This is a genomic window from Hymenobacter negativus, from assembly GCF_017571495.1.
Taxonomy (GTDB): Bacteria; Bacteroidota; Bacteroidia; order Cytophagales; family Hymenobacteraceae; genus Hymenobacter; species Hymenobacter negativus.
Genome location: NZ_JAGETZ010000004.1, coordinates 471,439 through 486,024 on the forward strand (window position 1 = coordinate 471,439; position 14,586 = coordinate 486,024).

General features: G+C 57.1%; 14 protein-coding genes. 12 read left to right on the forward strand and 2 right to left on the reverse strand.

Annotation, left to right across the window (positions count from 1 at the left end; all coding sequences use genetic code 11):
* The first annotated feature begins 14 nt into the window (after positions 1-14).
* Positions 15-1,979, forward strand: coding sequence for a hypothetical protein (locus tag J4E00_RS11755; RefSeq protein WP_208175341.1), 1,965 nt, complete (start codon positions 15-17; stop codon positions 1,977-1,979).
* Between the two features lie 48 nt (positions 1,980-2,027).
* Here J4E00_RS11755 and J4E00_RS11760 read toward each other — a convergent pair whose 3' ends face one another.
* Positions 2,028-2,483 (reverse strand): energy transducer TonB, encoded by a 456-nt coding sequence (locus J4E00_RS11760; protein WP_208175342.1) that lies wholly within the window; start codon positions 2,481-2,483, stop codon positions 2,028-2,030.
* A gap of 380 nt (positions 2,484-2,863) precedes the next feature.
* Here J4E00_RS11760 and J4E00_RS11765 point away from each other — a divergent pair, with 380 nt between their 5' ends.
* The 6 genes from J4E00_RS11765 to J4E00_RS11790 all read left to right on the forward strand — a co-directional run bounded on the left by J4E00_RS11765 (position 2,864) and on the right by J4E00_RS11790 (position 6,179).
* Positions 2,864-3,193 (forward strand): ArsR/SmtB family transcription factor, encoded by a 330-nt coding sequence (locus tag J4E00_RS11765; RefSeq protein WP_208175343.1) that lies wholly within the window; start codon positions 2,864-2,866, stop codon positions 3,191-3,193.
* Positions 3,194-3,263: 70 nt separating this feature from the next.
* Complete coding sequence (locus J4E00_RS11770; protein ID WP_208175344.1) at positions 3,264-3,722, forward strand: DUF6428 family protein; 459 nt, start codon at positions 3,264-3,266, stop codon at positions 3,720-3,722.
* A gap of 124 nt (positions 3,723-3,846) precedes the next feature.
* Positions 3,847-4,176 carry a YnfA family protein gene (locus J4E00_RS11775; RefSeq protein WP_208175345.1) on the forward strand — a complete coding sequence of 110 codons (330 nt, stop codon included), beginning with the start codon at positions 3,847-3,849 and terminating at the stop codon, positions 4,174-4,176.
* A 222-nt stretch (positions 4,177-4,398) separates the two neighbouring features.
* Positions 4,399-4,926 (forward strand): GNAT family N-acetyltransferase, encoded by a 528-nt coding sequence (locus J4E00_RS11780; RefSeq protein WP_208175481.1) that lies wholly within the window; start codon positions 4,399-4,401, stop codon positions 4,924-4,926.
* Positions 4,917-5,582 carry an MIP/aquaporin family protein gene (locus tag J4E00_RS11785; protein ID WP_208175346.1) on the forward strand — a complete coding sequence of 222 codons (666 nt, stop codon included), beginning with the start codon at positions 4,917-4,919 and terminating at the stop codon, positions 5,580-5,582. The genes J4E00_RS11780 and J4E00_RS11785 overlap by 10 nt, the downstream gene beginning before the upstream one ends.
* A gap of 189 nt (positions 5,583-5,771) precedes the next feature.
* Positions 5,772-6,179 (forward strand): arsenate reductase ArsC, encoded by a 408-nt coding sequence (locus J4E00_RS11790; protein ID WP_208175347.1) that lies wholly within the window; start codon positions 5,772-5,774, stop codon positions 6,177-6,179.
* Between the two features lie 203 nt (positions 6,180-6,382).
* Here J4E00_RS11790 and J4E00_RS30000 read toward each other — a convergent pair whose 3' ends face one another.
* Complete coding sequence (locus J4E00_RS30000; RefSeq protein ID WP_208175348.1) at positions 6,383-7,834, reverse strand: OmpA family protein; 1,452 nt, start codon at positions 7,832-7,834, stop codon at positions 6,383-6,385.
* Between the two features lie 469 nt (positions 7,835-8,303).
* Here J4E00_RS30000 and J4E00_RS11800 point away from each other — a divergent pair, with 469 nt between their 5' ends.
* The 5 genes from J4E00_RS11800 (at position 8,304) to J4E00_RS11820 (ending at position 14,330) form a co-directional block, all read left to right on the forward strand.
* A complete protein-coding gene (locus J4E00_RS11800; protein ID WP_208175349.1) occupies positions 8,304-8,780 on the forward strand; it encodes a hypothetical protein in 477 nt (158 codons plus the stop codon).
* 388 nt (positions 8,781-9,168) lie between these two features.
* Positions 9,169-10,005 carry a S1 RNA-binding domain-containing protein gene (locus J4E00_RS11805; protein WP_208175350.1) on the forward strand — a complete coding sequence of 279 codons (837 nt, stop codon included), beginning with the start codon at positions 9,169-9,171 and terminating at the stop codon, positions 10,003-10,005.
* On the forward strand, positions 10,005-10,457 hold the full coding sequence (locus J4E00_RS11810) for a hypothetical protein (RefSeq protein WP_208175351.1): 453 nt from the start codon (positions 10,005-10,007) through the stop codon (positions 10,455-10,457). Before J4E00_RS11805 ends, J4E00_RS11810 begins: the two co-directional genes overlap by 1 nt.
* A gap of 7 nt (positions 10,458-10,464) precedes the next feature.
* Positions 10,465-11,115 carry an NAD-dependent epimerase/dehydratase family protein gene (locus J4E00_RS11815; RefSeq protein ID WP_213017941.1) on the forward strand — a complete coding sequence of 217 codons (651 nt, stop codon included), beginning with the start codon at positions 10,465-10,467 and terminating at the stop codon, positions 11,113-11,115.
* 200 nt (positions 11,116-11,315) lie between these two features.
* Positions 11,316-14,330: a DEAD/DEAH box helicase gene (locus J4E00_RS11820; protein ID WP_208175352.1), complete on the forward strand. Its 3,015-nt coding sequence runs from the start codon at positions 11,316-11,318 to the stop codon at positions 14,328-14,330.
* Positions 14,331-14,586: the final 256 nt, after the last annotated feature.

A 14,586-nucleotide genomic window follows, 5' to 3' on the forward strand; every position in this document is an offset into this window, starting at 1 on the left:
CGTTGCGTCCCATTATGAGCTTTCGTGGTTGTCTTTTCTGGCTGGTGGTAGTAGTGCTCGGCGGGCTGGCCCGGCCGGCCCGGGCGCAGACGTTCGACCCGCGCTCGGCCGTACCACCCGACTCGCTGCGCGCCACCCTGGAAGTCCTCCCGCAAAGCCCCGATTCCCTGCGCCAGCGCTTCGACCAGGAACGGCTCATCAAGCGCCTGCAAGCCTACTCACGCCGCAAAACCATTGCCGGCCGGGCCGTGTCGGCGCTGTTCAATTTCACCCGCCGCCAGGAAGAGCAGGCGGGCATTGATGCCGTGCTGCTGGACCGGCAGTTCGACCGGCACAACTTCAAAATCGTGCGGCGCATCAACATCCGCACGCTGGATGCTTTTGGCTACAATATCTCCGACTCGACCCGGGTGCCGCGCACCGTCATCGAGAAGGCGGGCAATGCGCTGCACATCAAAACCAGCCGCTCGCGCATCCGGCAGGTGCTGCTGTTCCGGCCCGGCCAGCCGCTGGAGCCTCAGGCCCTGGCCGAGTCGGAACGCCTGCTGCGCCAAACCCCCGAAATTCTGGATGCCCGCGTGCTGGTGAATGAGCGCACCACCACCCGCGACAGTGTAGACATTGAGGTACTGACCAAGGACGTGTTCAGCATCACGGCGGGCTACGAGCTGGGCTCGGCCACGGCCGGCCTCATTACCCTGGGCGACGACAACTTTCTGGGCCAGGGGCACCAATTCAGCAATGCCTACCGCTACGGCCGCGGCCTGAGCACCGACAACGGCGAGCACCCGCAGCAATGGTCGTACGATGGCAGCTACACGGCTCCGTTTCGGCATTTTCTTTACGCCCAGGCCCGCTACCGCGACGAATACAACTACCGCTCAACCGGCCTCTCGCTCACCCGCGACTTTTACTCCCCCAGCACCCGCTACGCCGGGGCCATCAACCTGAATAGCTACAACCAGAACGTGGCACTGGTGGCGCCCCCGGCCGGCGAGCCCTACAAGTATTACCCCTTGCGCTACACGGCGCAGGATGTGTGGGTGGGCCGCGCCCTGCACCTGCGCTCCTACGACCTGGGCTACGAAAACCCGGGCCGCATCATCGTGGCCGCCCGTGCCATCAATACTATCTACGCAGAAACGCCCCGCCCCGACCCCAGCACCGGCCTGGCCGCACCCGACTTTCACAACGGCATGCTGGTGCTGGGCACGGTAGGCTATTCGGTGCGCCGCTATTATAAGGACCGGTACCTGTTCGGCTTTGGCCGCACCGAGGACGTGCCCACCGGCACCCTCATCAGCCTCACGGCCGGCGTCGAAGTCAACCGCGTGATTCCGCGCCGCTACCTCGACCTGCGCATAGCCGCTGCCAGCTTCGGCGTGAGAACCGGCTACCTCTACGGCGCCGTAGACGTAGGTGCCTACCAGAAGCTGGACCAGTCCCGCGACTGGGAACAGGGCCTGGTTTCCACCGAGCTCACAGCCTTCACCAAGCTCTATCATTTTGGCAACTGGCAGTACCGGCACTTCCTCACCAGCAAGGGCACCATTGGGTTCGACCGCCGGCCGGGTGAGCTGCTGCAGGGCATTTCCAACGAGCGGGGACTGCGGGGCTTTTCGCCGGGTCAGCCCATTCTGGCCACCAGCCGCTTTGTGGTGAGCTACGAAAACACCTTATTTACCCCACTTTCACTGCTGGGCTTCCGCCTGGCCGGCGTCGTGTTTGCCGATGCCGCCTGGGTGAGCGACAAGCCGCGTGGGGGCTCGCCGTTTGGCAGCGCGCCCTACATGGGTTTGGGCATGGGGCTGCGCTTCCGCAACGAGTTTACGGCCCTGCGCACCTTCCAACTGCTGATTGGCTACTACCCGCGCGGCCTCACCGCCCCCAACGGTGTGCGCATGTTTGAAACCGCCCGCGAAACCGTCACCTTCACCGATTTTGGGCTGGGTGCGCCGGGCACGGGGCAGTATCAGTAGCGAGAACAGGAATAAAGGAAAGCAGGCTTTTTCCTGCTGTCTGCTCCCCTATCGTTCCGAATTGAAGGCGATGGGCACGGTGCAGGCCACGCGCACGGGCTGGCCATTGGAGCGGCCGGGCTCCCAGGGTGGCATCAGCCAAACCAGACGCAGGGCCTCGTCGTTGAGCCCGCTGCCGGGGCCGCTGATGACGTGGGCATCCTGCACCTTGCCTTGGGCGCTGAGAATGAAGTTGACGTACACCCGGCCCGAAACCCGGCGCTGCAGGGCCTGCTGGGGGTAGCGAATGTTCTTGCTCAGATAAGCCATAAACGCTTTGTCACCCCCCACAAACTGGGGCCGCACTTCGGGGTTGATGAACACGGAATCCGGCTTGATGGCAGCGGACGTTGCCAGCCCTTCGTGGGCAATAATGGCATTGGGACCAGCTTGGGCGTGGCTCTGGCTGGTAGCCAATAAGCCCAAGGCCCCCACGAAAGTCAACAGGCGTAGCGAATGATTCATGTGTAAGTAGGATATCTAGTAAAACAATTCTGTAGCGTTGGCTCCGAAATCAACCGAAAGCCAGATAACGTACGAAAGATACATACTGTTATCAGATGAATTGTCTTTTCTACAGAAACACCAGATTTCCTATCGCAGTGGCCAAGTCTTGGTGTTAGCAGCCATCAATATCCCCTCATCAATTAAAACCGTTCTAAAATTACTCATTTGGATGATTTTAGAACATCAGCGGCCGCTCCATCCCCTAACCGAAACTGATTTTATATTTTTTGTTTTCGAGTTTTAATTATAATTATTCTGATAATAGATTCTAGATTATGGTTGGTTTAAATTTTCTGTGCGATGTTTGCAATCGTAAATTTACGATAAACGAATAAGCCATGGCCGTTCACAAGCGCGAGCAGTTTACCGAAGCCGAGCAGCAACTGGCCACCATTGCTAAAGCACTGGGGCATCCGGCGCGGGTGGCCATCCTGAAGCTGCTGGCCAAGCGTCAGGCCTGCGTGTGCGGGGAGCTGGTGCTGGAGCTGCCCTTGTCGCAAAGCACCGTTTCGCAGCACCTCAAGGAGCTAAAGGCTGCCGGCCTGGTGCAGGGCGAAGTGGATGGACCCCGGGTGTGCTACTGCATCGACCCGGCGGGCTGGGCCCGGGCCCGGCAGCTGCTGGGCGGCTTGCTGGCCGAGCTGCCCAATACAAACAACTGCTGCTGAAGCAAGCTACTAACCTACTCCCCCGCCGGTGTGGCCGGCATTACCAATCAACTTCTTACCCAAGCAAGCCATGACAATAGCAGAAATGAAAACAGCCCTGCCGGACCTAGCGGCCATCAGCTTCAAGCTGCCGGATGGGGCGTACCTACCCGCCCACTTCCACGTGACGGAGGTGGGCTTGGTGAGCAAGCATTTTATTGACTGCGGAGGCGTGGAGCGCCGGGAAACCGTAGCCAATTTTCAGCTTTGGGAAGCAGGCGACTACGACCACCGGCTCGCCCCGCAAAAATTCCTGCACATCCTCCAGCTCTCGGACAAGATTCTGGGCCGCGAGGACCTGGAGATTGAGGTGGAGTACCAGCAGGCCACAATTGGCAAGTTCGGCCTGGCGTTCGACGGCACGGATTTCCTGCTGACGCCGAAGCAGACGGCTTGCCTGGCGCAGGACGCCTGCGGCATTCCCAACCACCTGGTGGCGCTGCCGCAGCTACAAGTAGCGAGCTGCACACCGGGCGGCGGGTGCTGCTAGCATGGGTAGGCCCGGCCGCTAGTTTTCGCCTTCTGGGTACCGGCAATAGCGTTGGCCCGGGAGCAGCCGTACAATCTGCACGCGGCCTGGCTGGGCCGCGGCTTTTCACCGTTTTGAATGCGCGATGATAGTACTGAAAGCACTGGCCATTTTTGTGCTGGCCGGCCTCTGTGAAATAGGCGGTGGCTATCTGATATGGCAATGGCTGCGCGAAGGCAAATCGGGCTGGCTGGCCGTGGCCGGTGCCGTGCTACTGGTGCTCTACGGCGTGGTGGCAACCTGGCAGGACACGTCCTTTGGCAAAACCTACGCGGTGTACGGGGCCATTTTCATTGTGATGTCCATTATCTGGGCGCGGTATTTCGACGGTTTCCGGCCCGACAGGTGGGACGTTATTGGTGGAACCATTGCCATGCTGGGCGTGGCTATTATCCTGTTTTGGCCACGCCCGTAGCTGGGGTGCGGCTGTTCTCACTGCTTGTTGGCGCGGCGCCTGCACCACAATTTTCCCGACACAGCCCGGGCTACGGGCTACGAGACAGAAACCACGGACCAGCTCCGGGACGTGCGCGACCAGATAAATACCTATACCCATGACTTAGTACGGGCCCGGTTCCAAACCGCGTAGCGCAGCAGCCAACAGGTCCTTTTTCCCATTTCTTACGGCTTTTCGTTGATGACCATTTTACCGCTGACCGCCGCGCACTGGCCCGCCGCCAGCACCATTTACGCCGAGGGCATTGCCACCGGCACGGCCACCTTCGCCATGGCCATTCCGGCGTGGGCTGAATGGGACGCCGGCCACCTACCCACCTGCCGTTTGGTAGCCGTTGACGACGACCAGGCGGTGCAGGGCTGGGCGGCGCTTTCGCCGGTATCGGGGCGCTGCGTGTATGCGGGCGTGGCCGAAGTGAGCGTGTACGTGGCCGAAGCGGCGCGGGGGCGCGGCGTGGGTCGGGCGCTGCTGGCGGCGCTGGTAGCTGAGTCGGAGCAAAACGGTTTTTGGACGCTGCAGGCCGGCATTTTTCCGGAAAACGTGGCCAGTGTGCGCCTGCACGAAGCGGCGGGCTTCCGGCTGGTGGGGCGGCGCGAACGCATCGGCCAGTTGCGCGGACAGTGGCAGGATACCCTGCTGCTGGAGCGCCGCAGTGCCGTGGTGGGCACCGAAACCGCCGCTTGTGACTTGGCTTCGCCATGCAGCTAAGCCTGCGCCAATGCCTGCTGGCCGAAGTGCTGGGCACGGCCATTCTGCTGATTTTTGGGACCGGCGCGGCCGTGGTCAATGAGCAGACCCACGCGCTGGGCCACGGTGGCGTGGCCACGGCCTTCGGGCTGGTGGTTTTCCTACTGATTCAGAGCCTGGGCGATACCAGCGGGGCCCACATCAACCCGGCCGTGACGGTTGGCTTCTGGGCGGCGGGGCGGTTTCCGGCGCGGCGGGTGCTGCCCTACGTGGCGGCCCAGCTGCTGGGTGCGGTGCTGGGAAGCGCCTCGGTGAAGCTCATTGCCACGCCGGGCTCGTCCCTCGGCGCCACGCTGCCGGCGCATGGCATCGGGCAGGCCCTGGGCATCGAAACCTTCCTCTCCTTCGGGCTGATGCTGGTGATTTTGCGCGTCACCTCGGGCTCGAAGGAAGCGGGCATGCTGGCGGGGCTGGCCATTAGTGCCACCGTGGCCCTGGAGGCGCTGGTGGGCGGCCCGCTCAGCGGGGCTTCCATGAACCCCGCCCGCTCGCTGGCCCCGGCCCTGCTCAGCGGAGTCTGGACGGGCTGGTGGCTGTACATCGTGGGCCCAGTGGCCGGCGCGCTGCTGGCCGTGGCCGTGAATAAGCTGCTGCAGTTGAAAGCGCCGGCCGCTTAGTTGCCAACCGGTTTTATGCAATGCGCAGCCCGTTGCGTAGCGTGCCGCCCTTCCTGCAGAATGCCACCCGTCGTGCTGAGAATTGCTTTGGATGACGGGCCTTCTCTAGCGTGGCCTGCTTTCTTCACACCTGGCTTGCCTTGCTCGGCGTTGGCCATCTTTTGCTACTCCAAACTGCTCATATAGCCCATGAAAACCTTTCTCTTTGTCTGCATCGAAAACGCCAACCGGAGCCAGATGGCGCAGGCCTTTGCCACCATGCATGGCGGGGCCCAGGTGGCGGCCTACAGCGCCGGCTCGCGTCCCTCGGGCGTCATCAACCCCAAAGCCATTGCCGCAATGGCTGAGCGCGGCTACGACCTGACTGCCCACGCCAGCGAGTCGCTGGATGCGGTGCGCGACCACGCATTCGACTACGTGGTGACCATGGGCTGCGGGGATGCCTGCCCGTTCATCGCCGCCCGGCACCGCCGCGACTGGCAGATTTCCGACCCCAAGCACTTGGAGCCGGCCGAGTTCCGACTGGTGCGCGACCTGGTGGAGCGGCAGGTGCTGGCGCTGCTGGAGGAAGCGGGGGTAGTCGTAGCGGTGCGGTAAACCAGCTTGCCCGCTGACTTTCCAGCAATAAAAAAGCGCCCTACCAATATGGTGGGGCGCTTTTTCAGAACTTGTCCCCCGAATTTCTAATTCGGCTTGCGTTGAAATTATTTACTCAACGCGGGCCGAATTGGAAATTCGGGGTACTCGTGCCATTGGGCGCAACAAGGGCCGAAGCCTAGCTTCGGGGTACTTGGGGCGGGCTATGGAATGGGCGTGGTAGTGGGCACGAACTCGAACCGGAACTCGACGCGGCGGTTGCGCCCCTGACCGGTTTTGGTGGTGTTCGGGGCTACTGGCTCAGCTTCGCCCCGGCCCTCGGTGATGATGCGGGCAGGCTCGACGCCTTTATTGGTGAAGTAGCGTTTCACGGCCTCGGCACGGCGCAGCGAGAGGTCCTGGTTATACTCCTCGGTTCCGCGGCTGTCGGCGTGGCCGATGATGCGCAGCTGGTAGTCGGGGTGCGTTTTCATGGCATCCGCAATCCGGTTGGCCGTGGGGTACGAGCGGCGCTCGATGATGGTGCTGTTGGTGCGGAAGCCGATGGGCACTTGCAGCTTCTGCACGGCCGGGTCGATGGCCAGGGGGCAACCCACTGAATCGACGCGGGTGCCGGCGGGCGTGCCGGGGCAGCGGTCGCGGGTATCGATTACGCCGTCGGCGTCCTCATCAACCACGGCGGGGCAGCCCGTGGCGTCCACCTTGGTGCCGGCGGGCGTGCCGGGGCACTTGTCCACGTTGTCGGGGATGCCGTCGTTGTCGGCGTCGGGGCAGCCTTTCAACTCAGGCTTGCCGGCCTGGTCGGGGCAGGCGTCGTCGCCGTCGCGCACGCCGTCGCCGTCGCGGTCGGGGCAGCCTTCCAGGGCGGCAGTACCTTTCTCATCGGGGCACTTGTCCTGGTAGTCGGGCACGCCATCGGCGTCTTTGTCCAGCGGGCAGCCGTTGGGGTCCACGGCCACGCCAGCGGGGGTGTTGGGGCACTTGTCCTTGCGGTCGGGCACGCCGTCCTGGTCGGTATCCTTGGGCTTGCCGAAGGCGAAGGTGACGCCCACGGTGTGTTGCAGGTACCGGTCGTCGAACTTGTCGGAGTCGCGGTTGGGCTCGCCGTCGATGTTGGCATTGAGGGGAATGTGCTGGCCGGTTTGCACAAACAGCCCGATGCCGTCGGTGATGCGGAAGTTGAGGCCGGCCGCCCCGAAGAGGTCAACGTACGACTTGTTCTCGTTCACGTTGGTGCCGCGCACCTGGCCTTCGCGGCTCATGTACACGTAGCCGGGTGCGGCCAGCAGGTAGGGCTGCACGAAGGCGTCTTCCTTCAGGGCCCAGCCGTTGTTGAGTTTCAGCTTCAGGGCCAGGTTCACGTTCACCACGTTGGTATTAAAGAACGTGGCGGGGCTTTGGGTGCCTTTCAGCTCCACGTAGCTGCCTTGCAGGCCCAGGTCGAGGCCCTTGGTCAGGTAGCGGTTGATGCCAATGCCGGGGCCGTAGTAGTTGCGGTCCCACTTCCAGAAGTCTTCGCCGAGGCTGCCTTTGTACTGGTAGGCGCTGCCGAAAAGGCTGATGGCGGTTTTGCGGTCGGCGGTTTGGGCTTGGCCGGGCGAAGCCGCCAGCAGCGCCACAACCAGCGCCAGCAGGGGGGTTAGAATACGTCTCATAGAGTGAGGTTTTGGGTGATAGATAAGGTCCAAAAGAGTCTATTGCCCGGTACGGGACCACACACCGGGGCTCCTAACTATACCCTACGCAGGGCACAAGGTTGTCGTCCAGTTTACTCCCCGCTGGTCCTAAAACCATTCTTCCGGCTCATGTACAAGGTTTCAGGCCTTTGTAAAATCAGTTAAAAAAACCCGAAAAAGCGTTCTTCATTAGGCATCGAGGGCTTCTTTGACTTAAGAATTAATAGTAATCGAAGCGCTGCGCAGGTTGGCGTATGGGCTGGGCCAGTCCGACAGTTCCACCGTCGGACGGGGAAACGGGCCCTCATTTGCGCACTTTGCCAACGGCTCGCTTTCTTTTCTTACTGTTCCGTTTATCTTGTGAGCCGGCACCGGCTGCTCACAAGGGTGAGCGACGGGGCACGCGGGGCCCGGCTACCGTGGGGCTTCTACCAACCCATCACCCCCAATGAACAACCTTGTGAACCAGGCCATCCCGGCCAAAGTCCTCGCCGACGCCCTCAAGAGCATTCGCGAAGCCCGCGCCCTGGTGGCTCCCTACCTCATTTCGCTCACGCCGGAGGAGCGCGCTGCCCTGCCCAAGATGGGCGACAAGTCGCTGGCTTTCGTGAGCAAGGCGGCTGAATACGCGCAAAGCCTGCCCACCCTCATGCCGCAGTACCTCGATGTGGCCAGCCTGGCCATAGATGCGGGCGTGAATGCGGACCTGCTGCCCCTTTACCTGGAGCTCAACGGCTTCACCACCGACGTGGACAGCACCCGCATGGAGGCCGGGTCTGAGGGCTACACCGCCTCGCTGGTGGCCTACAGCGCCCTCAAAACGGCCGCCAGCCTGAACCAGCCCGGTGCCCAGGCTGCCGTTACGGTGCTGGAGCCCCGCTTTGCCGGCCAGGGCAGGGCCAAACCTAAATCCAGCAATCCATAAGCAAACCCCAACTGGTTGTGCTTTTTAGGCAACCGGTTGGGGTCCGTTGGCAACCAGCGGGGCAAAAAGGGCAGTCGGTTCCGCTTTTTCGGAAACTGGCTGCCCTTTTTTGGCAATTCACTCCGCTTTTTCGGCAACTGGTTGGGGTCGGGCCCAAACCAGTTGGGCTTTTTTGGCAACTAGTTGGGGGCAACAGGGAACTGGTTGGGGTCGGAACCGAACCAGTTGGGGTCCGACTTAATGTTGTTCGAGTTAAAATTCCCCTTCCCGCCCTACGCCAAGCAGCAGTGTTGATAGAGGTTGGGGCGGGGCTTGCCCCGCCCCAACCTCTATCAGACCTCGGCATTTCTCCCGACCTTTGCCTCTTCACTCCTCACTACTGCATCCCATGGCCAGCCTCCTCCTCGGCGATTACAACGACCTCGAAGTAGCCCGCGAAACCAGCATCGGCCTCTACCTCACCTCCGACGACGGCGACCTGCTGCTGCCCGAAAAGTACGTGGAGGCCGGCACCCGCGTGGGCGACATCGTGCGCGTGTTCGTGTACCGCGACTCCGAAGACCGCCTCATTGCCACCAACCTGCGGCCCCTGGCCCTGGTCGACAGCTTCGCCGCCCTCACCGTGAAGGACCACGGCCCGGCCGGTGCCTTCCTGGAGTGGGGCCTCGAAAAAGACCTGCTCCTCCCCTACCGCAACCAGCGGCGCGACCTGCGCATCGGCGAGCGGGTGTTTGTGTACGTGTACCTCGACGAGGAAAGCGACCGCCTGGTGGCCTCCGCCAAGTGGAAGCAATTCCTGAAAAATACTCCCTTCAAAGGCGAGCCCGGCGACGAGGTGCGCCTGCTCGTGGCCGACGAAACCGAGCTGGGCTACCCCGTCATCGTGAACGGCACGCACCAGGGGCTGCTGTTTCACAACGAGGTGTTCCGGCCCCTGCGCCTGGGCGAGCAGCTGCCCGGCTTCCTGCGCCAGGTGCGGGAAGATGGCAAGCTCGATGTGCGCCTGCAAAAGGAAGGCTACGGCGAAGTAGAATCGGCCACCGATACGCTGCTCAAGGCCCTGAAAGCCGCGCCGGGGGGGCGTCTGCCCCTGGGCGACAAGAGCTTGGCCGAGGACGTGTACTGCCGCGTGGGCATGAGCAAAAAGGTGTTCAAGAAGGCCTTAGGCGCGTTGTTCCGCCAGGGGCTGGTGCTGCTGGAACCGGAAGCAACGGTGCTGAAATAATGGGCCGCGACGACGCTGGCTCTGAGCCAGCCAACGCCTTTCTGAACGAATACCATGGCGTCGACTTCAGTTGGTTTGCCGCCGATGCCGAAGGCAACGTTGGCATCTTCTTCAACGAAGGCTTCGGCTTCGTGCCCGAGGCCGTGCAGGCCCGCTACGTGACACATGCCCAGGTGGCGCAGGAGCTGGAGCAACCCTACGTGGGCAGCCTCAACCTGGCCCGCGACCTGGCCCAGGCCGGGCTGTTCGTCTTTGACTGGAGCGGGCAGTGGGAGCCCTACAGCTGGTCGCTGCCCACGGAGCCCTACGCACAGGTAGCCCAGCCATCCCACCCGCCGGACCCGGCCTTGAAAGCGCGGATTTTGCAAATTGCCGGCCTACCAATTCTTCAGCTAAATTTTCGGTCTGAAACGACGGTAAGCGTTGCCGCCTTCTCCCCCGCCGTCCAGTAGAATTCCCATGAAAACAGCTTTACTCGCCGGGGCTACGGGCCTCATTGGTTCGCAACTACTGCCGCTGCTGCTGGCATCGGAGCGGTATACAAAGGTGATTGTGGTGGGCCGCAAGGCCGTGCCCGTCATTCACCCCAAGCTGGTGCAGGTAGTGACGGAGCTGGACAAGCTGGAAGCCGTGCGCCTCAAGCTCATTGCCGACGACGTGTATTGCTGCCTGGGCACCACCATGGCGCAGGCCGGCTCGAAGGAGGCTTTTTTCAAGGTTGATTTTCTGTACGTGGTGCAGCTGGCGGCGGTATCGGCGGGCAACTTTGCCTCGCAGCTGCTGGTGGTGAGCAGCATGGGGGCCGATGCCGAAAGCCGCGTGTACTACAGCCGCGTGAAGGGCGAGATGGAAGCCGCCGTGCGTCAGACGCCGTTTCGGGCCATCCACATTTTCCGGCCCTTGCTGCTGCTGGGCGAGCGGGCCAAGCCCCGCCTGGGCGAGCGCATCGGGGCCGGCGTGCTGGGGCTGCTGGCTCCCCTGATGCGCGGCCCGCTGCTGAAATACCGCGCCGTGCCGGGTGCGGCCGTAGCCGCCGCCATGCTGCGCGCCGCCGAGGACGATGGCGGTGGCATCCGGATACACGAGTCGGATGAGTTGGCGGGCACCTGAGCGGCCTGCCCACCAGCGTCTACACTGTCCGCATCCACGCACAGGAAGGCACCGTGGTCGAACGCCTGGTGAAGGAGTAAGCCCCGCCGCCTAAGCAACAAAAAGCCCCGCCAGTGTCTGGCGGGGCTCTTTTAGTTGCATTAAGAGAAGAAAGGGTTACATTGCTTAGCTTAATTCCACATAACTGACCACTTTCAAACATGCCTTTCTTTCAAGAAAATTATCAGAGGCTCAAGTTTCCAGTTGCAGCAAAAGCAATTGATTCCTCTGAACCAGACAATAGAGACGAGGAAACCAAAAAAAAAGATAAGGGATGGAGAAACGCACAACTTGGAGCCATTCATGCAATCAGCGCGCATTACACATTATTTGAAAGTTCTGCACTCATAGTTTTACCTACTGGAGCTGGAAAAACAGCAGTGCTTATTGCCACAGCGTTTTTGCAAAGAGCAAAAAGAGTCTTAGTCCTTAGCTCAACCAGAATGGTAAGAGAGCAAATTGTAAAAGATTTCTCATCCTTATCGGTGTTAAAAAAAATAAATGCAATTGAAGATGGGGACACTCCTAAAGTATTTGAAGCAAAAAAGAATATTCTTTCAGAAGTAAATTGGAAAGAACTAGAAGATTTCGATGTAGTTGTTAGTATCCCATCACGATTAGTCCAAAATATTAAACAATATGCGCCAGACCACGAATTATTTGATTTAATCCTCATAGATGAAGCTCATCATTACGCTGCCAATACTTGGAAAAGCGTCATGAATTTATTTCAACCCGCGAAGAAAGTACTTTTCACAGCGACTCCATTCCGAAGGGACAAGAAATATATTGATAGCAAAATAGTATACAATTACCCTTTGTCAAAAGCTATTGAAGACCAGATTTTTGGCAAAATCGAGTTCATTGCTGTTAGTGCTCAAGAACAAGACAAGGATGAAGCTATAGCAAAAAAGGCTGCTGATATATTTTATAGTGACAGAGATGGCGAAAACCATTACAATCACTCCATAATGGTTAGAACGTCATCAAAATTGCATGCCATAAAATTAGAGGAAATATATAAAAACACTTCCCTTAAGCTCAAAAGGATTGATAGCAACACGCCAAATAAAGTTGTAGACAAAACAATTAAAGAATTAAGAGCAGGAGACTTACATGGTATTATATGCGTAAACATGCTCGGAGAAGGATTCGATTTCCCGAATTTGAAGATTGCAGCAGTACACACACCTCACAAGTCGCTAGCCGCAACCTTACAATTCATAGGCAGATTTGCAAGAACTAACGCCGAGAATATTGGAAGCGCAAAATTTATTGCAACCACCAACGATATAGAAATTGGGAATGAGAAACTATTCAAAGAAGATGCCGCATGGGCAGAATTAATAGTTCAAATTTCAGAAACTTCCGTTGGAAGGGAACAAACAATAAAGAAAGTATTTGACGAAACCTTACTAATTAACAGCGATAACGAAGAAGAAATTGCGCCAAAGCATAGCCTAAGGCCATTTTGCCATGCAAAAATTTTTCAGTCCAGCACTTTTAATTTACACGCAGTACCTGATTTTGCAGAATTTGGTCAAGAGCTAATAAATCATTACCGTAACGAGGAGGAAAATTTTACATTATTTGTAACTAAGCAGTATTATGCGCCAAAATGGATTAAATCCGACCAATTATTAAATATAAAATACAATTTTTATTTTCTGTATTACAACCCAGAAAGTAAATTATTATTCATTAATTCCTCTGTTAAAACAGAAGAAGTATATGATTATTTAGCGCTTAAATTTTTAACAGAAAATTACGAAAAGATATCTAAAAATGAAATCCACAGAACACTTCACGGACTAGATGACGTTGAATTTTTCAATTTAGGTTTACAATCAAAAGTTGCCGATGGAGAGAGCTACAGAATACTTACAGGTAAATCAACGCAACGCTCTTTAAAGCGAAGTGACGGCAGAATGTTTGCTAATGGCCATATGTTTGCTAGCGCAAAAGAAGGAAATAAATCAGTCACGCTTGGTTATAGCAGCGCTTCCAAAGTATGGAGCAATACTTATTTGAACATTGCCGACTTCACGACTTGGTGTAAGGCAACTGCTGCAAAGATTGACTCTAAAGTTGTCGTGGATACAAAAAGCGAATTTGACAACTTACAACGTTCGATAATAACTAAAACATTTCCAGCTGCGGCATATTCAGCGTCATGGGACACTGATGCTTACATAAACAGCCAAACTGTATTCATAAAATTATCAGGATTGCCCGCCAAAGAATTCTTACTTGCAGAGCTTGATATACACATCAGCGATTCTGTGAAGGGCAATAGTCATGTTGAATTCACTGTCACAGATGGCGAGGGAATTGAAATCAAATTTACATATGAGATACAACATGGCTATAGAATCCTAGACCCGGATGATATCGAAATGTATATTGAAGACAAAGCCAAGAAAATACCTTTCACAAAATACCTAAATAGTAGACCAATCGTATTCTTTCTTACAGATTTCTCTTACATGATGGGCAATGAGTTAATGGGCAGCATCCTTGTGACCGACGAAAACTACGACAAAGAATTAATTACCACATTAGATTGGAAAGCGACCAATACCGATATAACTGTAGAATTTTATGATGAAAAAAATACGAGAATTATTAAAAAATCAGCTAACAATAATCTAAACTCAATACATGAAACAATTCAAACAGAACTTCTCAGCAAAAACTATGATGTACTAATGTATGACCACGGAACTGGAGAAATTGCCGACTTTGTCGGACTGAAGACAGAAGGAGATTTTATGATTGTTGCTTTATACCACATAAAGGGTTCGAGCGCAGCATCTCCAGGAGACAGGTCAGGTGACGTTTATGAAGTTTGCGGACAATCCGTCAAATGTTTGACATGGATAGACACGAAACGGGGATTAATTAACGCGCTCAAAAGACGAGACAAATTACGAACGCCCTACCTACCTCCGAAAGTCGATGGTTCATGTAATAAATTTTTAATTGGGGACTTAGCATTAGCAACCAGTATGATTCAAGGGCAACTCCCACTCAAATTCGAAGTATACGTTGTTCAACCTGGAATACCCAAAGCCAGTTTGACACAGAAAATATCTGGTATTTTAGCAGCTGCTGATGCTTACATAAGCTCCAATGGGACTAATACAAAAATGATTGTATTAGGCTCGGAGGATTAGTGTTCCTACACAGCTCTTATTTCAAAATGTACACAAAAAAGCCCCGCCAGCTACTGGCGGGGCTTTTTGTTTCCTCAGCTGCTTAGAGGCCGGCGGGTGGGGTGGCGTCGCCTGTGCTGCCCCCGCCCCGCACGATGAGCCGGGGGTAGCCCTGGAAGCGCAGTCACACCGCGGGCTGGGTGGGCATTACCGAAAGGAAGTGAATCTTTGTCCAAAAGCCTCGCAACCGGCTTCCACAAAAGGCCCATGTTTTCCC